This window comes from Gilliamella sp. X-60, assembly GCF_057063585.1.
Map to the genome: position 1 here is coordinate 34,778 of NZ_JBXSQJ010000008.1, position 20,400 is coordinate 55,177.

Here is a 20,400-nt window from a genome sequence, read left to right on the forward strand (position 1 = left end):
AGCACCACGAATATGCATTGGCACCATATTAGTGCATAGCAAGATAACAATATATTAAAGCAAATCTTGATTATTTATAACTTTTTTAGTATGTCAAACTAAACTACATAGCCTACATTTTTATAACGTCTATCTTTTATTATCTTATATAAATTCAGCTTAAATAACCCTATTTGGTTCAAGTAACCATTTATTGGCATGCTCTTTGCATCATTTATTTTGTAATCTCATATTTATTAGGAGCGATTGATGAAACTAGTCACAGTAGTTATAAAACCGTTCAAATTAGAAGAAGTTCGGGAAGCCTTATCTGATATAGGTATCACTGGATTAACCGTTACCGAAGTCAAAGGTTTTGGACGACAAAAAGGTCATGCAGAGCTATATCGTGGCGCCGAATATAATGTCAATTTTCTACCTAAAGTTAAAATTGACTTAGCTATTAGCGATGAGCAGCTTGACGAAGTCATTAGTACCATTGCTAAAGCAGCACATACGGGCAAAATTGGCGATGGCAAAATTTTTGTCACCTCACTTGATCATGTGGTACGTATACGTACAGGCGAAACCGACGACTCGGCGCTGTAATTTATTGTTAAGGATATCATTATGTTGAAAAAATTTATTCTTTCTTTAGCTATTTTATTTTCAAGTACTGCCTTTGCTGATGAAGCCGGCATAGTTGATAAAGCCGATAATGGATTTATGATGATCTGTACTGCTTTAGTACTTTTTATGTCTGTGCCCGGTATTGCTCTGTTTTATGGCGGTTTATTACGTTCCAAAAACGTGTTATCGATGTTATCTCAAGTCCTTGTAACCTTTTCACTGATTGCCGTATTATGGATTACTTATGGTTATTCACTCTCTTTTGGTGAAGGAAATTGGTTTTATGGCAATTTTAACCACTTTCTATTAACGGGTATTGGCATTACGGATGTGTCAGGTTCGATTTATGAACTCATTTGGGTGGCATTTCAAGGATCATTTGCTTGTATTACCTGTTGTTTAATTCCTGGTGCCTTTGCTGAACGAATGCGTTTTTCAGCCGTATTAATCTTTATGGTGTTATGGTTTACATTTTCGTACATTCCCATGGCACACATGGTATGGGGGGGCGGAATTTTGGGCGATGAAGGCGCGCTTGATTTTGCTGGTGGTACTGTTGTGCATATTAATGCAGCAATTGCCGGAGTTGTCGGCGCTTATTTAATTAAAAATCGTCTTGGCTATAACCGTGAACCACTAAAACCATTTAACTTACCTTATGTCTATCTCGGCGCAGCAATTCTTTATATTGGTTGGTTCGGCTTTAACGCAGGATCATCAACGCATGCTGATGAGATCGCAGGTTTAGCCTTTATTAACACAGTTGCTGCAACAGCAGCTGCGGTTTTAGCATGGACATTAGCTGAATGGTCTTTACGAGGCAAACCATCATGCCTCGGTTCAGCATCAGGTGTGATAGCGGGGTTAGTTGGCGTAACGCCTGCTGCGGGCCTTGTTGGCGTAGGTGGTGCTATGCTAATTGGGCTTATTTGCGGTTTTGCTGGTGTCTGGGGTGTATCAACACTCAAAAGAATTTTAAAAGTTGATGATACCTGTGATGTATTTGGCGTACATGGCGTATGTGGTATAGTAGGCTGTGTATTAACTGGTATATTTGCATCAGAATCATTAGGTGGTATTGGTTATGCCGAAGGCATTACTATGATAAGCCAAGTCGGAATTCAATTAATGAGCATTATGACGTGTGTAATTTGGACAGCGGTTGTTTCTTTTGTTGCTTATAAAATTGCAGATCTTTGTGTTGGCTTGCGTGTTTCAGAGGAGCATGAGCGAGAAGGCTTAGATATTAACAGCCACGGCGAAAGTGCATTTAATAGTTAATCACTAAGTAAAATTGTTATTAATTAATTTTTACACATAAAAATGGTTAAAATGAAAAATAATTTACAGGGAAGATCCCTGTAAATTATGGCTTTTATTAATTATTGTTAAGTAAATATTTTTAATCATCCCAAAGCATAATGGCATTATCTTCAGTTAAGACTAAAGGCGGTGCAAAAAGGTACTCTTTTACTTTGGTCGGTAAAACCTGCATATCATTAAAATTAAACTGCAATTCTGGATAAACATTAGCGATTGCTTTTATCCGAGTATTTAGTAATTCCTTTACTTTATCAGACTCTTTGGCAATGGCGATTTCATCTTTCAACATGCCAATTTGTTTTTTATGGTGTTCTGACTCAAATACCTCATGAAAGATAAAAGAAAACCCACTTTTATTATTGCCTTTGTGCATATCATGGTACTCTCTGTATTCAGAATGATGTAATTTAAGTTCCTTAACACGCAAGGCAATAATCTCATCAATATGATCGGTATAATAATTTAATGTAGGATCTAAATAAGCTAGCGTCCTGTGCTCGGGTATTGCTGCATTACTATGTACTAAGGTAAATAAAGGCTTTTTATATGTTTTCATTCTTTAACTTCCTTTTTAATTAAGATAAAAAGATAACAAGGCCTCCAATGAAGAAAAGCGAATATTACTTTTTTATGTAAAATGTTTCAGGTTAATATAATGCTTAAATATAAAAATAAAAAAAATTCAAAAATTTAATAAATTTTCCATTAGATATTCAAATTAATGAATTTAAATTTCAAAGCATAACAGCTTAAAAAATAAAACACTATTGGGAACAACTACTATACGAAAAATAGTTAGATTTTAATAATAAATAGTCTTATTTACTTATAAACCTTATCTAAAGGCTAATTACGGGATGTTATCAATACAGTAAAACGCTTAATTTAATATTAGAGAAAATAACTTAATAGCAAACGACCGACTATTTTAGATAAAAAACTAATACCATTTCACAGTAGTCATACTTATCTAAGACACATTTAATTTTGGAAAGTTCAATAATATTGCTAGATTTAATCTTCTTGTTAAAGATTTTTCTTAAAATCTCACGATAATTAAACAGAAAAGAAAGTAAATCTACCATAATCATTTTTTATATATTTGACTATTAAAGCTATTAAAATAGCGTAGATCATAGAATCATTTGTCTTTTGAGTTAACATCAGCAATGTAGATCATACTTATTAGATGATCTTAAATGGTGATGATAGATTAGATTTTCAATACCTTTAGGTATTATCACTTCATTCTATCACTTTTTGCTAAATAATAAATATTGGTATTATTAGAGATTTCTGCTCAGTATTTGGCTAATGATTAATAATAAAATTAAGGCGAGCTAGGTTAATTCAACGATATGACATAGATTAAGAATGTTAAAGTTAAAGTAGATTGAACAACAAATTTTTTGTAAATCTAAGCGTGATTGGCTTAATTGAATTACAATGAGTCTTCATTAATTTTGAATGGAAACATCAAAACTCAATCAAAGTAAAAAGGTAGGAAAATTCTTCTCCTACCCAATAATCTAAAATTAATCAGATTTTTTAATATGCTTTAAGTTAGATAATGCAATTGCTAGTAGGATAATCCCCACCCCAATCCATTGGATAAAATAGACTGATTCATGCAAATAAAAAAATGAACAAGACACCGCAACAGGTAATTCAGCGGCTGAAAGAATTGCACTTAATGAAATACCAATTTTAGGGATACCAATCGAAAATAGAAAGGGTGGTAGCACCGTTCCAAGTAATGCTAATAAAAATCCTAATTGATACAGTTTATCGCTAATATCAAGTTTAAAGAAAAACAACGGCGGAAAAATCAAAAATGTAACAAAACATGCACCAGTAATCATTAGAGCACTTTTTTCAAGTTTAGGTAACTCATTGCCGATATTGCTGCTAGTGCTAATAAAAAGCGAATACATTAGCGCAGCTAAAAAACCAAAAAAACAGCCTGTTAAATTTAAAGTAATATCTTGGTTAAACATGCCAGCAGCCAAGCTACTACCCAATATAATTACAATTACTGTTGCAAGTTGAATAATCGTAGGTTTATTTTTAAAAATAACAAAATCGATAATGATGCTAATCCACAAGTATTGCATTAATAAAATAATTGCAATTGATGCAGGTACTAACTGAACGCACTGATAATAACAAATACCCACTAATCCAGGAAAGAGTCCAACGGCACAAACCTTCCATTTTTTTGTTGATTCAGGATTTTGAGTTGTCGATGTCGCTAATGGTGTGTTAGTTGATGAAGATACTTTGGGTTTATGTACAGCTTTAACAATAAAATGAATACTCCACAACATTAGCATACCTAAAAAACACTGGATACCCGTGACTTCCCCTAATGTATAGCCCGCTTTATAAGCTGTTTTTACAATTGAAGATAGTACACCAAAGCTGCATGCGCCTAAAAAAACCAGAAAACCACCTAAAAAATTATCTTTCATATCAAAATCTCATCACACTAAAAAATAACATTGTCGAAAATTATCGACATAAAAATACAACAAAAATCTTCAAGGGCGGTTGATTTCAAACAACCCCCCTAAGATTTTTTAACAAGTTAAATTAAATAATTAAGCGATAAATAATCTTTTAAAATCGATTAATTTAAATGGATTTGCCATTATCCAGCAGAATTGCTTTTAGTATGGTCATAATTAAATGAATAATAAAAAACAATGCCTAATACAAGTGCATATGAAGCAAAAATTAACCAAATTGTTTGCCAATCTTTGTTGCCATCGTGTGTACACATGTCAACAACAATACCACTTAAAATTGAACCAAAATAAGCACCAATACCATTAACCATCGTCATAAATAACCCTTGAGCGCTGGCTCGAATATCAGAATTGACCTCTTTTTCAATAAAAATAGAGCCTGAAATATTAAAGAAGTCAAATGCGCACCCATAGACAATCATTGAAAGCATTAATAGCACAAATCCAAAAGGTGTTGGATCGCCAAATGCAAATAAACCAAATCTAAGTGTCCAAGCAATTAAGCTTATCATTATGACTTTTTTTATACCAAATTTTTTGAGAAAAAATGGGATAGTTAAGATAAAAGCGACTTCAGCCATTTGCGAAACAGATAATAAGATAGCAGGGTATTGCACAATCAAACTATCTTTAAATTCTGGAATTTTAGCAAAATCATGCAAGAAAGCGCCACCGAAAGTATTGGTAATTTGTAATATAGCGCCAAGCAACATAGCAAAAAGAAAAAATACTGCCATGACAGGTTTTTTGAATAACACAAAAGCATCTAATCCTAAATAAGAAATCCAAGATTGTTTTTGGTTTTTAGATACAGCAATATTAGGTAATGTTGCACTATAAATTACAAGTAAAACCGAGGCAGAACAAGCAATATAGAGCTGAGCATTGCTCAACTCGAATTTGCATAAGCTAATAGTCCACATTGCGACGATAAAGCCAACTGTGCCAAATACTCGTATTTTAGGAAAGACAGAAACAGTATCTAAGTTTGCTTTATCTAAGCAGTGATAACTGATTGAGTTAGATAAGGCAATAGTTGGCATAAATGCTAATGCATTGGCTAACATCACCCAAAATAAAATGGCTGAATCATTCACCGATGCGGCGTAAAAAAGCGCAATAGCACAAACAGAATGGCAAAATAGATAAAGATATTTAGCTTGCAAAAACTTATCGGCAATGATGCCAATAATAAATGGTGTAATTAATGCAGCTAAACCTTTAGTACTAAAAATCATCGATACTTCAATACCTGAAAAGTGTAAGATATTAAATAGATAAGCACCAAAAGTGGTTAGCCAACTTCCCCAAATAAAATATTGGAAAAACATCATTATTTTTAATCTATTTTGTATGTCCATTGTTTATTCCTAAAATAAAGTGAACTTTTTATAGAAAACCAATATAAAAGTATCGATTAAAAACGTTCAATCGTTTTTGTAATAAGTTGTAAAAAGGTTGCTTTAACACGTTCAGCCGTTTCAATGACTTCTTCGTGTCCTAATGGTTGATCTAAAATTCCGCAAGCCATATTGGTTAAGCACGAAATACCAATGGTTTTAATGCCTGAATGGTGCGCTATAATTGCTTCTGGTACGGTTGACATACCCACTGCATCGGCACCTAACACGCGAATCATTCTAATTTCAGCAGGTGTTTCATAAGTTGGACCTGTCCACCAAGCATAAACACCTTGTTGTAAATTAATATTAATTTCTTTGGCTACATCAAGGACTGTTGAGCGTAATTGCTTGTTATAAAGCTCACTCACATCTAAAAAGCGCACACCTAAATCAGGATTATTTGGTCCAATGAGCGGATTATTAGCCGTAAGATTGATATGATCAGTAATGAGCATTAAATCTCCCGGTTTAAAACTGGTATTGACTGCACCACATGCATTAGTGATAATTAATTTTTCAACGCCAAGCATTTTCATCACACGAACAGGGAAAGTGACTTGATCTAATGAAAATCCCTCATAATAGTGAAAGCGTCCTTTCATTGCCACGACGGTTTTGTTACCGCATTTGCCAATAACTAATTCATTGGCATGGCCTACTGCTGCTGATTTGGCAAAATGTGGAATTGTGTCATAAGGGATGTGAACAGCATCTTCAAGTGTATCGGCAAAAGGCCCTAAGCCTGAACCTAAAATAATTCCAATAGTTGGTTTTTTGTCCGTGTGTTTTTGAATATAGTTAACGGCTTGTTGAATATCAGAAGTTTGATGCATGATAGTATCCTTTCAAAAATTAAATGTTATAAAGTAAAATAGAATGAATAAACAGTTTGAACCGATTAATTAGTTCAGTTAGACAATAAACTTATAAAATAATTAAAAAAAGTAATGATGTATATTATGAAGATTTTTGCTTAATAAAGAAAGGTACGAATTGCGATATCTTAGAATGAATTAAATAATGAGTTTTTTTATTTTTATTATTCAAATTATTAAGTTAAAAATTAATTTGATCCATCAATATGGGTTAATACTAAAATCGTCATTAAGCTAGGCGATCATCGCCAGAATAGATTACCCCTTTATCGCCTCTAAAAAATCCCAATAAAGTTAAATGGCACTGTTTAGCCAAATCAACGGCCATTGAGGTTGCTGCCGAAACCGCTAACAAAAATTCCACACCACACTTGGCCGTTTTTTGCACCATTTCATAGCTGGCGCGGCTTGAAACCAATACCACACCATGTTGATAGTTAGGATTATTAGGTAATTGCATTGCTCTAAAACCAAGCAGTTTATCTAATGCGACATGCCGGCCGATATCTTCAAACCCCGCCATAAATTGGCCTTTCAAATCCAGCCACACAGCGGCATGAGTGCAACCCGTTTGTTGACCGACTTGTTGAACTTGCAATAAGCTATTTAAGCTGCCACTAAAATCAGCTAACTTAATTTGATTTATTCGTGGCAAAGTGGGGATGACTTGACAAACTTGCTCTATCTGTTCAGTGCCACAGATACCGCAACCCGTGCGTCCTGTTAAATTACGGCGTTTTTCTTTCAGTTCACTAAAGCGTCGAGATGAAAGTTCAATCTGGACTTCTATACCTTTTGGGGTATCAATAATATCAATGCCATAAATATCATTAACCGATTGAATAATATTTTCAGTTAACGAAAATCCCATTGCAAAAAAGTGCAAATCTTTGGGGGTTGCCATCATCACTACATGCGAAATACCGTTATAAATTAACGCAACAGGTTTTTCGATAGCGATCACATCAGTTTGAGTGTTTTGCAACTCACAGTTTTTAAATTTTTGTACTAGAATTGATTCAATACCGATCGCCATGATTTGTCTCTTGTTAATTGGGTTGTAATTAAAACGACTATATAAGCACAAGCTCAAATGTGAATTAACCTAATAAACATTAACGCGTGTAAGTTTCTATCAATAGATAGCATGCTTAGCGCTAAGTAACCAATATTATGGTAAAATAGTTGACCATAATCAATTCATAATTCACAAACATAAGCCTATGTCATTACACGAAATCACACTGGCCATTATGCAGTTTATTGAGCATCATCAAATTTGGGCATTGCCAATTATATTTTTATTAGCATTTGGTGAATCATTGGCAATCATCTCGCTTTTGGTTCCTGCAACTGCCATTTTATTTGGGGTAGGGGCTTTAATTGGTGGAGGAGCAATATCGTTTGTACCGGTATTAATTGTTGCCACGGCGGGCGCTGTAGTTGGCGATTTACTTTCTTATTGGCTAGGAAAACACTATCATCAACAAGTTATTGCTTCGTGGCCACTTAATAAGCACCCGAAATTAGTTTATCGTGCCGAACAATTCTTTCAAAGTTATGGAACATTTGGGGTATTTATTGGTCGTTTTTTTGGACCACTACGCGCAATTGTGCCATTAATAGCTGGCGCAATGCACATGCCAGCCACCAAATTTAATTTAGCCAATATTGCTTCTGCGCCAGTTTGGGCATTTGTATTGCTTGCACCAGGTGCGCTTGGTGTACCTTGGCTAGAAACACTCTTTGGCTAAAGCGTGCCTATGGTATAACTACGACGTCCACTTTTGCGCCCCAATGCTTCTAAATTGGTTTGCAATGGTGGAAATGGTAGCGTCAAATGATGTTTACGATAAGCTTCAAGTATCAGCTTATGTATAGTGCTTCGCAGTACCATTCGGTGTCCCATTTCAGCAGCAAAAACACGTAATTCAAATAATTGAATGCCTTCTTGGATATCTACCAAAAATACTTGTGGTTCAGGATCGTTAAGCACATATTCACATTCATCTGAGGCTTGTTGTAAAAGTTTGATAACCAGATCACTATCAGCATCGATAGTTGCGGGAATGGTTAATACAATCCGAGTGATCGAATCTGATAACGACCAGTTCACCAATTGTTCGGTAATGAAAGCTTTATTGGGCATCACAATTTCTTTACGATCCCAATCAACAATGGTAATTGCGCGGGTATTAATTTTGGTGATATTACCGGTCAAATCGCGAATTGTCACTGTATCGCCAATGCGCACCGGTTTTTCAAATAAAATGATTAAACCAGAGATAAAATTGGCAAATATTTCTTGTAAACCAAAACCTAACCCTACACCTAGTGCAGCAATTAACCATTGAATTTTAGACCAGTCGATACCAATAAACGAAAACGCAATCATACTACCTATCATTAAGGTAATATATTTTGAAACCGTCGAAATCGCATAACCTGTTCCTGGGGCTAAATCTAAATGCTGTAAAATGCCTAACTCCAATAAAGCAGGTAGATTTTTGACGAGTTGCACGGTAATTGTCATCACTAAAATTGCAATGCATACCGCACCAAGGGTGATGTATTGTTCAATTTCGGTACCATTAACAATGGCACTGGTTCCCCACAGCTTAATATTATTCATAAAAGCGAAAGCCGAATGCAGTTCAGACCACAGCAAAATCATAGTAATGAGCGCAATCATCATAATAATCGATCTAACTAAATGTAAAGATTGGGCACTAATAACATCTAAATTAATAACAGGTTCATCGACACTTTCGTTCAGTGAGTTAAGATCATCTTCTTGTGATTTTGCCCGCTGCATCCGTTCTAAACGGCGTTGCTTGGTGCGTTCAAATTCAATACGACGCTTTTGAATCCACATCCAACGGCGAATCATGTAATAAATAACTAATAGTGCAAACCAAATAATAACTGATGCTTCAAGGCGGCCTAATAACACTTGCGCAGTTGATAAATAGCCCAAACAAGCAGCAATAATGGCAAGCCAAGGAGCACTTAATAAGATAAACCACAAAATATGACTTAATAAATTATCGCCTGTTCCTTTTTTATCAATATAAAGAGGCACGCCAGCGCGATGGATGGCGTTAGTCATAAACACTAAAGCAAAACATAAAAAAATAAAAGCTGTACGACCAATTGTGGCAGCAAATTGGCGGTTGTTATACTCGTCAAAGCTCATCACTATCATCACTAATGGAATCACAAGCCAAATCGAAAGCTGATAATATTTCATTGCCGAGCGTACGCTACGTTCAGACCAACCAAAATGGCTAATAAATAGCCCATTAGGTGATGCAAAGTGCGCTGAAATAATAAACACCCATAAAATTGGCGCTGCTGCATTTACACCATAACCTAATGCATATGCAACAGGATAATCCCAATTAATTTGCAATGCATAACCAAACACCGCCCACAAAATTGGCACCGGTAACGCCATAATTAATGAAAAGATAACTACTTTTAGGGTTAAAGAATAACTATCTTGTGTCACTTTACCCACGCGGCTGGCTGATTGAGTTAAAAAGGTATTATATTTGGTGCGCATTTTAAAATGCGTAAACACAAAGAGTAACGATAAAATGATTAAAAATAGCGGTTTGGGTGCACTCAGTACCTCAGTACTGGCATTATAAAGTTGTGAAAGGGTATCGATTGAAAAAATGACATAAACCACATCTTTAGCTAAATTGATTGGATAACTCAAGGATATTGGATTAACATCCGCCACCCAAAAGAAGTACCTATGTGCGGCATCGTTCACTTCATCAATCGCATTAGTTAATTGTTTATTAGCAATTTTTAATTTGGTCAATTCTAAAATCGTGGTATCAGTACCTGAAATAAGCGTCTTAAGTAATTCGGCCTGTTCCCGAATTAAACGGCGATATTGTGTTGCTTCTTTGACGTTATTAAGCGGACTTGTTAAGGTTGGATAATCGTCTAACGCAGTTAAAATATTACTATAATTAAGTTGTTGGGCTTTGGCCTCAGCAATTTCGGCATCTAGTGCTTGTGATTTAGGCTTTTCGGGTAATCGTAATAACTGTTGACGCAATGTTTCGCCCAGAGCGGTTGAAAAGCTCAACCACTCACCTTGCTCGTCAAGCGTTGCTAGCGTATTTTGTACGTGTGAAATCTGCGTAGTGATATTGTTTTGCTCATTAACAATGCTGGTTAAATGCGTTTTTTGTAACTCCATATTTTGCCGGAGTTCATCATTTTTATCACTCAATTGTTGAACAACTTGCGAAAGATCATCCTCGCTATTAATGATGGGCGTGGTTTCTTCGGCAAAGGTTAGTGAAGAAAACAACACAGCAGCAAAGCATAAAAAACCACGAATCCACATAAAGTTATATCCTATTAGCTAATTTTTGACCTACACGTGCAACATCGCCCACTTTAAAGTGGCTTTCAAACTCAATTGCATTTGATGCAAATAACGTAATCACTGTTGACCCCAATTTAAAGCAACCCATATCTTGCCCTTTTTGTAATTTGACTTCACCTGAATATGTCCAACGTTTCATGACACCCTCGCGCGGTGGCGTAATGACACCTTCCCATGGTACTTCGATGCTACCGACAATGGTTGCTCCGACTAAAATTTGCGCCATTGGTCCAAAATCAGTTTCAAAAAGGCATATTACACGTTCATTACGTGCAAAAATATTTGGAATGCTTTCCGTTGTCGCCTTATTGACTGAAAACAGTGAACCAGGCACATAAATCATCTCACGCAAAATACCATCGCAAGGCATATGAAAGCGGTGATAATTTTTAGGTGATAAATAAGTGGTTGCATATGAACCATTTTTAAAAAACTTGATCATGTCAGGATGACAAGCAAGCAGTGATTCTAAAGAATAAAAATGCCCTTTAGCCTGTAACAGTTGGGTATCTTGAACGGTACCAAACTGACTAATAACGCCATCAGCTGGCATAACAACGACACTATCGGTAGCATCAATTGGGCGTGCATCCTCATTTAATTCACGGGCAAAAAAGTCATTAAAGGTTTTAAACGCTTTAACATCGTTAATTTTTGCTTCGCTCAAATCCACTTTATACAGTTTACAAAAGCCCATAATCATCCATGTAGTGACTTTTCCCAACTGTTTTTTTGCCAGCCATCCAAATATGATGGTTAATAGCTGTTTAGGAAGAAGATACTGAATAATTGCTTTTAACTGATTTAACATATATAACTCTCAAGTAAAGATAGAAATACGGCATTATACCAAGATTTATACATAAAGTGTAAAACGGCTAAAATGAATAATGTGTAATCGGTAATATCAAGCACCAATATTGTAAACACTTTATCATGCCTAAGAAAGTTAATGGTAAATAATTAAATATGGTATTCATTGCTAGTTATTTAAATTCTATTTAACAAAAATGATATGACACGGCTAAAGATAAAAATTAAGCTTGGGTTATACTGGATCGGATTAAGAAACACATTACCTAATTTCTAGTGAATATAGAATGGCTATTTGCCGTATCACAATCATTTGAATGGGGGCTTGTGAACCGCCTAAGTTAACAGAGTATAAAAAACACTAAATTATTGATAATAAACACCGGAATTAAAATGCATATTGACCATTTCATATAGCCAAAAAAGCTTGGCATGTTAATTTTATTTTGCGTTGCAATGTTTTTGACCATAAGGTTGGGTGCATTACCTATATAGCTAAGCGCTCCCATAAAAACCGATCCCATTGAAATAGCCAGTAAGGTTTTTTCAAGCACTGTCATTAAGGTCGTGGCATCGCCCGAAGCTAGATTAAAAAAGACTAAATAGGTTGGCGCATTATCTAAAAAGCCAGAAAGTAAACCTGATAACCAAAAGTACATGCTGTTGATTGGCTCACCTTGTGTATTGGTTACCAGTGATACGATTGGGGCTAATGCGCCATGACTACCAGCTCGTAACATGGTAAGTACCGGAACGATAGTAATAAAGATGCCTATAAATAGTTTAGCAACTTCGATGATAGGTTCCCAATTAAATTCGTTACCTGCACGAACCTGTTTAGGGGTGATTAGCATTGAAATGAGGGTAATGATAATAAACAAACTATCGCGAATTAAATTAGGTAAAGTAACATGTGTACCTAAAACTGTAAAACTAACCGATGAATGCCAAATGCCAGACATTAGCACGCAGGTAATAATTGCTATTAATAAGAAAATATTGTTTTTTCCATAAATTTTAACGTTCTTGGATTTTGAAATGGAATTCAGTTCTGATAAATTACCATATTGCAAACGAAAGTAGTGGCAATCAATAACATAATAAATTGCTAATAATAGTAATGAGCTAAGTAGAACTGGCAACAGCATATGTTTAACTGTCCACCCAAAATTAACGCCTTTTAAAAAACCAATAAATAACGGTGGGTCGCCCAGCGGGGTTAATCCTCCGCCAATATTAGCCACTAAAAAAATAAAAAAGATAATAGTGTGCATAGAACAATTTCGATTACGATTGGCTCTGATCAATGGCCGAATCATTAACATGGCAGCACCTGTGGTGCCCATGAACGACGCTAATAGCGTACCAATTGCCAGTAAAGTAACGTTGCGTTTGGGTGTACTGAGCGCATCACTCTTAATCAAAATTCCTCCCGAAACAGTAAACAGTGCCAGCAATAACAAAATAAAAGGAATATATTCGGCTACCACTGCATGAGCGGTCAGGTTGACGGTAGTTTGTAAACCAAATGCATACAAAGCAAACAGCAAAAACAAAATTGTCCAAAAAGTAATAACTTTGCCATAATGATGATGCCAAAGCCGAGGCAAAAATAGTGGCATTAATGCAATTGAAAGCAAAATTCCCACAAACGGAATACCCCAAAAGAGTGATAAATCTTGACCGTTAAAATCCATAGCAAAAAGGTCAAAAGGTATGAGGGTTAAGGTGATAAGAGGTATAAGGGCTTTCATTGTGGATTTGTTTTTGGTTTTAAAGTGGTGAGGGATTATAGCAAAGAGTTTTTAATTTATCGAATGTTGAATATGGGGATTAGGTAAAAATAGTTATATTGGGAATTTAATTGCATAATAATAACCTAAAAAAAAAACAATACCCCACCGTAACAATTTTGATTAATTTGTTAGCTGGGTTTTCGTATATTGTAGTTAAGCCGTTATAATAGCGATTATTTGATTTTGGATAAAATAGGACAACCGTGCAAACCTCATTAAAAAAGCCCCAATTACATTGCCGAAACAAACATCGAAATGGTTATGATTTTGCAAAGCTCATGAGTAGACTTCCAGAACTGTCTCAATATGTAAAGCCGAATCTATATGGTAATTTATCAATTGATTTTGCCGATCCGATGGCAGTTAAAATATTAAATAAAGCCTTGTTATTTAATGATTACCAAATAAATTATTGGGATATTCCAGATGGTTATTTATGTCCGCCCATTCCGGGTCGAGCGGATTATATTCACTATTTAGCCGATTTATTGGCACAAGATAATCAAAATAGCATTCCGATAGGTAAGCAAATTCGCGTTTTAGATATTGGCGTTGGTGCCAATGTGATTTATCCCATTATTGGTTGTGCTGAATATGGTTGGTCGTTTGTGGGAAGTGATATCAATCCAGCGGCTATCAAGGTTGCCTCTTTAATAATACAGGCCAATGCGTTACTAAAAAACACTTTGCAGTGTCGATTACAAAAAGATAATCAAGCCATTTTTAAGCATATTATTAAGCCTAACGAATTTTATGCGTTAACGATATGTAATCCACCTTTCCATGCTTCGGAACAAGATGCGCTGGCAAGTGCACAAACTAAACTGAAGAAGTTAGGTAAATTAACGCATTCAAAACCAAAAACCGTACTTAATTTTGGTGGGCAACATGCAGAGTTATGGTGCAAAGGGGGCGAGGCCGCTTTTATTGCTAATATGATTCGCGAAAGTACTGAATATAAAACCCAATGCTTGTGGTTTTCGTCATTAGTGTCGAAAAAAGAGACCTTATCATTAATCAACAAAAAGTTGAAACAAGCCAATGTCGTTCAAAGCCATATTATTTCCATGGCACAAGGGCAAAAAATTAGCCGATTTGTCGCGTGGTCTTTTTTTGATCAACATGAGCGCCAACAAATTTTGTTAAAAAATGCCCAAAAGACAGAGCAACCACAATAAATTAGTCCACTTTTTTGTTATTCAAGTGAGCAGATTTTGTTGTAAAAAGTAGCTTAAATTCATTTAGTTTATTCTAATAAAATACCGATAGCTTATTGTATTGCTTTTGGTTAAGATGGGTGGTTATTTAATAACCATTATTAACACAACCCAATCTTCAATATGCATAGGAAATACCGATATGAAAAGTAATCAAACAGCTCAACTTATTGAGCAGCTACAAGGTATTGTTGGACATAAATATACTTTAACAAACCCTAACCGTACGTTACCTTATCGTCAAGGTATTCGTTTTGGTGAGGGTGATGCATTGGCCGTTGTCTTACCCGGGACGTTAGTTGAGCAGTGGCAGGTATTAAAAGCGTGTGTTGAAGCGGACGTGATTGTTATCACACAATCAGCCAATACGGGCTTAACAGGGGGATCGACACCCGATGGTAATGATTATGATCGTCCCATTGTGATTGTCAGTACTCGTCGATTAGATGGGATTAAAGTGATTGAAAATGGTGAGCAGGTTGTTTGTTTGCCGGGTAGCACATTATTTAGGTTAGAAAAAGAGTTAAAAAAATATCATCGTGGACCGCATTCGGTCATTGGTTCATCTTGCATTGGCGCTTCTGTGATGGGCGGTGTATGTAATAATTCTGGTGGAGCACTTATTCAGCGTGGGCCAGCGTATACACAAATGGCAGTGTTTGCGCAATTAGACCAGCAAGGGCAGTTGCGCTTAGTGAATCATTTAGGGATTGAACTGGGGGATGATCCAGAAACGATTTTACAGAACTTGCAAAATCATACCTATACCGATAAGGATATTAAACGTGATGCTGGTTTAGGGCATGATCATCATTATTGTGATCATGTTCGTGAAATTGATGCTGATACACCTGCACGATTTAATGCTGATCCCGCCCGTCATTATGAAGCATCAGGTAGTGCAGGGCGCTTGATGGTTTTTGCGGTGCGTCTTGATACTTTTCCACTTGAGCAAAAATCGGCAGTCTTTTATATCGGTACCAATGATATTAATGAACTAAATGGTATTCGTCGCCATATTTTAGGGCAGTTTAAAACGTTGCCTGTGTCGGGTGAATATATACATCGTGTGGCGTTTGATATTGCTGCGGTTTATGGAAAACCGACCTTTCTAGCTATTAAGAAGTTAGGTACCGATATGATGCCGCGCATGTTTGTTTTTAAAAATTGGGTTGATCGTGTTACGGCAAAAATCCCATTTTTCCCCAAAAACTTTTCGGATCGGTTTTCTATCTTCGCCTGCAAATTTTTACCTAATCATTTACCAAAGTCATTGCGTGATTATCGTGATCGTTATGAACATCATCTTATTTTAAAGATGGCAGATGATGGGATTGCTGAAGCTGAAGCTTTTTTGAAAGACTATTTTCAAAATAAAAATGGTAATTATTTTTTGTGCAATGAAAAAGAGGCCGAAGCGGCAATGTTACACCGTTTTGCAGCAGCGGGGGCTGCAACGTCTTACCGAAATGTACATAGAAAAACAGTAGAAAACATTGTTGCATTAGATATTGCACTAAGGCGTAATGATACCGATTGGTTTGAAACACTGCCAGAAAGCATCGATCAAAACTTTATTTACAAAATGTATTATGGGCATTTTTTCTGTTATGTGTTCCATCAAGATTATATTGCTAAAAAAGGGGTAGATTGCGATAAAGTTAAGGAGGAGATTTTAGCATTACTTGATCAGCGTGGTGCGCAATATCCAGCCGAGCACAATGTGGGGCATTTGTATCATGCCAATGAGGATTTGAAAAAATTCTATCAAGAGCTTGATCCTACAAACAGTCTTAATCCGGGTATAGGTAAAACGTCCAAAAAGAAAAATTGGGCTTAATACATGGTTGAGTTATGTTAAATTGTAGACACCGTCAAGTATTGAAATTTAACCGCCAAAAAATACTATCTGATGGTGTTTTATTGAACAACTCCTGTGAATCTTTTTTAGACGGATAACAACGCGATACAACAGCTATCGCGTTATTCAGATCATAGTAATTTTTTTAATTGATATAACATCTCTAATGCTTGTTTTGGCGTTAAAGCATCGGGATCGATCTGTTTTAACGCTTCTTCTACTTCTGACGGTTCGGGCTCGTCGATTAAAGAAAGTTGCGATTTATCGACACCACTGTTAGCAGATTGTTTTGAGATAATTTCAAGCTCTTTCAATTTTTGTTTAGCCCGTTTTAATACTGCCTTAGGCACACCTGCAAGCCCTGCCACAGCAATCCCAAAACTTTTACTTGCAGCGCCTTCAGAAACCTCATGAATAAAAGCAACGTTGTTATCGTGTTCAATGGCATCGAAGTGGACGTTATAAACGCCTTGCATATGTTCTGGTAACTGGGTTAATTCAAAATAATGGGTTGCAAAAAGCGTCATTGATTTGATTTGATTGGCTAAATTCTCAGCACAGGCCCAAGCTAAAGAAAGCCCATCATACGTTGAGGTACCCCGACCGATTTCATCCATTAAAACAAGACTTTGTTCTGTAGCATTATGCATAATGTTGGCCGTTTCGGTCATTTCGACCATAAAGGTAGAACGACCTGATGCCAAATCATCAGAGGCGCCAATTCGGGTAAAAATGCGATCAACAGGTCCAATGATTGCTTTAGAAGCAGGGACAAAACTACCAATATAAGACAATAGTACAATTAAGGCCGCTTGGCGCATATAGGTACTTTTACCGCCCATATTGGGGCCAGTAATAATTAACATTCGCCTATTTGGCAATAGTGATAATGAGTTTGCAATAAATGGTGTTTGTAAAACTTGCTCAATTACCACATGTCGTCCATCTTTAATTTCTATACCGGCATTGGTCGATAGTGTCGGTTTTTGGTAGTTAAGGGTTAATGCCCGTTCTGCTAGATTGGTAAGCACATCAAGTTCGGCAATAGCCTCAGCGCTAATTTGCATATCGGCTAGATCTGGCATTAACAGATCAAATAGCTGTTCGTAAAGTTGCTTTTCAAGTGCTAAGGCTCGCCCTTTAGAGGTGAGCACTTTATCTTCGTACTCTTTAAGTTCAGGGATAATGTATCGTTCTACATTTTTCAGCGTTTGACGGCGAGTATAATGAATTGGCGCTAAATGGCTTTGTCCGCGGCTTATTTGAATATAGTAACCATGCACTGCATTAAATCCGACTTTTAACGTATCAATGCCAAGTGTTTCACGCTCTCGAATTTCAAGCTGTTCTAAGTAATTGGTTGCCCCATCAGCTAAACTTCGCAATTCGTCTAGTTCTGCATTATACCCGCTGGCAATCACGCCACCATCACGAATAATCACGGGGGGCGCTTCGACAATGGCGCGCGTTAATAGATCGGCGATGCTTTCAAATTGATTTATCTTGGCACGCAAACCAATTAAAGCGGGTGAAGTTAAGCAAGTCAATAGTTTTTGTAATTGCGGTAGCAGATTATAAGCATCACGCAAACGGGCAAAATCACGAGGCCGAGCGGTACGCAGTGCCAGCCTTGCTAAAATACGTTCTAAATCACCAATTTGCTTTAATAGCGGATTAACATCATCAATATAATTTTGTAATTCACTAATCGCCTGTTGGCGATTTTGTAATATTGTCAGATTACGGATTGGTGAGTGCAACCAACGTTTAAGCATTCGGCTGCCCATTGGCGTTTGGGTTTGATCAAGTATGTCAGCAACGGTATTTTGTGTTCCACCCGTTAGGTTTTCGGTAATTTCCAGATTACGGCGAGTTGCAGCATCTAGCACAACAAAGTCATTTGTCGATTGCTTAATAATGGAACGTATATGGGGCAGAGCAGTGCGCTGGGTATCTTTAACATATTGCAATAAGCAACCAGCTGCACAAAGTGCATAATTGCACGCCTCTACACCAAATCCAACTAAATCATTGGTGCCAAATTGCAAATTAAGCTGTTGTTTTGCCGTTTCAAGATCAAAGTCCCACTGTGGACGACGGCGCAGACCATGGCGATTTTCAATTAATGGCATGGATTGAAATTCTTCGGGATATAGCAATTCAACAGGGCTTGTACGTTGCAGTTCGGCTTGCATTGCTTCGAAGTTGTCACATTCAAAAACATAAAAACGACCAGAACTAATATCAAGTGTGGCGTAACCATAATGGTTTTTATGTTGCCAGATTGAAGCAAGTAAATTATCTTTGCGATCTTCTAGTAATAATTCGTCACTGACTGTGCCCGGAGTAACAATACGAACGACTTTTCGTTCAACTGGTCCTTTGGTTGTTGCTGGATCGCCTATTTGTTCACAAATAGCCACCGATTCACCTAGCGAGATTAACTTGGCTAAATAACTTTCAACCGCATGGTACGGCACACCCGCCATAGGAATCGGTTCACCATTAGACGAGCCACGCTTTGTGAGCGAAATATCTAAAAGCTGCGAGGCGCGCTTGGCATCATCATAAAACATCTCATAAAAATCACCCATGCGATAAAAAAGCAAAATATCAGGGTTTTCGGCTTTTAATCTTAAATACTGCCGCATCATTGGGGTATGGTCGGTTAAATTGTCTTCATTTATCATGGCATTATTTGGTTTTTTATCTTTCAACGTAATAAGTCAAATTCACAAGTCTTACAAAGTATCATTAAAACGCATAAAATTGCACTGATTCCTCATTTTTAGGGTCATTAAAAGTTTGATAAATGTAAGCTGTATGATGTAATCATTCATATAATAATTTTATTATAACTGATTATTAGTCTATTACAGAGGGTTATTTGGTGCTTAATGTAAAATGGATCTATTTGTGTTTTAAAGTATTGGGTTTATTATTTTAAATTATAGACTCGTTTATACGGTTTTATTATTCGACAATTTGAATGTAAAAAGTTTTTTATCTTTATCTAGCAGCGTAATTTTTTACGTCAATTTTGTATTTTAATAAAATGGGGTATTTAGCATTTAATTCTTTTTTTACGATTAGTTTAGATTCTTATATTATAATATTTAGCCATCTCAATATTATGTTGTATCTTTCTTGTTGATGTATTTTATAAAAATGTAATCAAAGAAATTTGTTATGCTCGCAAAAGAATTAGACAACACAGCCCTTGGCTCAAAAGTAAGGGAATAAATTGTGACTGAATCTTTAAAGGTCACACTATTGAACGTGATTGAGTTAGTGCAGCTTTTTTTTAAAATCTTAATTTTAAAAAACTTTCAAATTAATAAAATGGGCAAAAGTAAACAATGGATCGTTATTATCAATTTTATTCAGTAAATTATCGGAAATATTCCGCTTTTTTTCTAATCTATTGGTCAATGATCGTAGTACAAGCAATTTTTTTATTTGTTTGTGTAGCCCTACAAACAATTCGTCCCTTCATGCTTTTCCTTTATTTTTACCTTTCTTATTTGTAATCTTGATTGGTATAATGTATCAAGCTACAGTAGA

General features: G+C 36.1%; 13 protein-coding genes and 1 pseudogene. 5 read left to right on the forward strand and 9 right to left on the reverse strand.

The window, feature by feature from the left end:
• The first annotated feature begins 249 nt into the window (after positions 1-249).
• Positions 250-588: a P-II family nitrogen regulator gene (glnK, locus tag ACYIAM_RS05715; protein WP_160432205.1), complete on the forward strand. Its 339-nt coding sequence runs from the start codon at positions 250-252 to the stop codon at positions 586-588.
• Between the two features lie 21 nt (positions 589-609).
• Positions 610-1,890 carry an ammonium transporter AmtB gene (amtB, locus tag ACYIAM_RS05720; protein ID WP_483747583.1) on the forward strand — a complete coding sequence of 427 codons (1,281 nt, stop codon included), beginning with the start codon at positions 610-612 and terminating at the stop codon, positions 1,888-1,890.
• A gap of 121 nt (positions 1,891-2,011) precedes the next feature.
• Here the strand turns inward: amtB and ACYIAM_RS05725 are convergent, their stop codons facing one another.
• The 5 genes from ACYIAM_RS05725 to fdhD all read right to left on the reverse strand — a co-directional run bounded on the left by ACYIAM_RS05725 (position 2,012) and on the right by fdhD (position 7,774).
• Positions 2,012-2,488 carry a hypothetical protein gene (locus ACYIAM_RS05725; protein WP_483747584.1) on the reverse strand — a complete coding sequence of 159 codons (477 nt, stop codon included), beginning with the start codon at positions 2,486-2,488 and terminating at the stop codon, positions 2,012-2,014.
• Positions 2,489-3,467: 979 nt separating this feature from the next.
• Positions 3,468-4,403 carry an EamA family transporter gene (locus ACYIAM_RS05730; RefSeq protein ID WP_483747585.1) on the reverse strand — a complete coding sequence of 312 codons (936 nt, stop codon included), beginning with the start codon at positions 4,401-4,403 and terminating at the stop codon, positions 3,468-3,470.
• Between the two features lie 179 nt (positions 4,404-4,582).
• Entirely contained in the window at positions 4,583-5,821 is a 1,239-nt protein-coding gene (locus ACYIAM_RS05735; protein WP_483747586.1) for a nucleoside permease, read from the reverse strand.
• Between the two features lie 56 nt (positions 5,822-5,877).
• On the reverse strand, positions 5,878-6,696 hold the full coding sequence (locus ACYIAM_RS05740) for a purine-nucleoside phosphorylase (protein WP_174796089.1): 819 nt from the start codon (positions 6,694-6,696) through the stop codon (positions 5,878-5,880).
• A 271-nt stretch (positions 6,697-6,967) separates the two neighbouring features.
• Positions 6,968-7,774 carry a formate dehydrogenase accessory sulfurtransferase FdhD gene (fdhD, locus tag ACYIAM_RS05745; RefSeq protein WP_483747587.1) on the reverse strand — a complete coding sequence of 269 codons (807 nt, stop codon included), beginning with the start codon at positions 7,772-7,774 and terminating at the stop codon, positions 6,968-6,970.
• A 187-nt stretch (positions 7,775-7,961) separates the two neighbouring features.
• Here fdhD and ACYIAM_RS05750 point away from each other — a divergent pair, with 187 nt between their 5' ends.
• Positions 7,962-8,492 (forward strand): DedA family protein, encoded by a 531-nt coding sequence (locus ACYIAM_RS05750; protein WP_174796091.1) that lies wholly within the window; start codon positions 7,962-7,964, stop codon positions 8,490-8,492.
• On the opposite strand, the pseudogene mscM reads toward ACYIAM_RS05750, so the two are convergent.
• The 3 genes and pseudogenes from mscM to ACYIAM_RS05765 all read right to left on the reverse strand — a co-directional run.
• A pseudogene (mscM, locus tag ACYIAM_RS05755) lies at positions 8,489-11,035 on the reverse strand (miniconductance mechanosensitive channel MscM); the annotation flags it as partial. The gene ACYIAM_RS05750 and the pseudogene mscM overlap by 4 nt on opposite strands.
• A 76-nt stretch (positions 11,036-11,111) precedes the next feature.
• Positions 11,112-11,960: an archaetidylserine decarboxylase gene (gene asd / locus ACYIAM_RS05760; RefSeq protein ID WP_483747588.1), complete on the reverse strand. Its 849-nt coding sequence runs from the start codon at positions 11,958-11,960 to the stop codon at positions 11,112-11,114.
• Positions 11,961-12,303: 343 nt separating this feature from the next.
• On the reverse strand, positions 12,304-13,716 hold the full coding sequence (locus ACYIAM_RS05765; RefSeq protein ID WP_483747589.1) for a sodium:proton antiporter: 1,413 nt from the start codon (positions 13,714-13,716) through the stop codon (positions 12,304-12,306).
• A 245-nt stretch (positions 13,717-13,961) separates the two neighbouring features.
• On the opposite strand from ACYIAM_RS05765, the gene rlmF reads away from it, so the two are divergent.
• Together rlmF and dld are read left to right on the forward strand one after the other, a co-directional pair.
• Positions 13,962-14,936: a 23S rRNA (adenine(1618)-N(6))-methyltransferase RlmF gene (gene rlmF, locus ACYIAM_RS05770; RefSeq protein WP_483747590.1), complete on the forward strand. Its 975-nt coding sequence runs from the start codon at positions 13,962-13,964 to the stop codon at positions 14,934-14,936.
• 181 nt (positions 14,937-15,117) lie between these two features.
• A complete protein-coding gene (gene dld, locus ACYIAM_RS05775; protein ID WP_483747591.1) occupies positions 15,118-16,815 on the forward strand; it encodes a D-lactate dehydrogenase in 1,698 nt (565 codons plus the stop codon).
• A gap of 152 nt (positions 16,816-16,967) precedes the next feature.
• On the opposite strand, the gene mutS is transcribed toward dld, so the two are convergent.
• On the reverse strand, positions 16,968-19,526 hold the full coding sequence (mutS, locus tag ACYIAM_RS05780; RefSeq protein WP_483747619.1) for a DNA mismatch repair protein MutS: 2,559 nt from the start codon (positions 19,524-19,526) through the stop codon (positions 16,968-16,970).
• Positions 19,527-20,400: the final 874 nt, after the last annotated feature.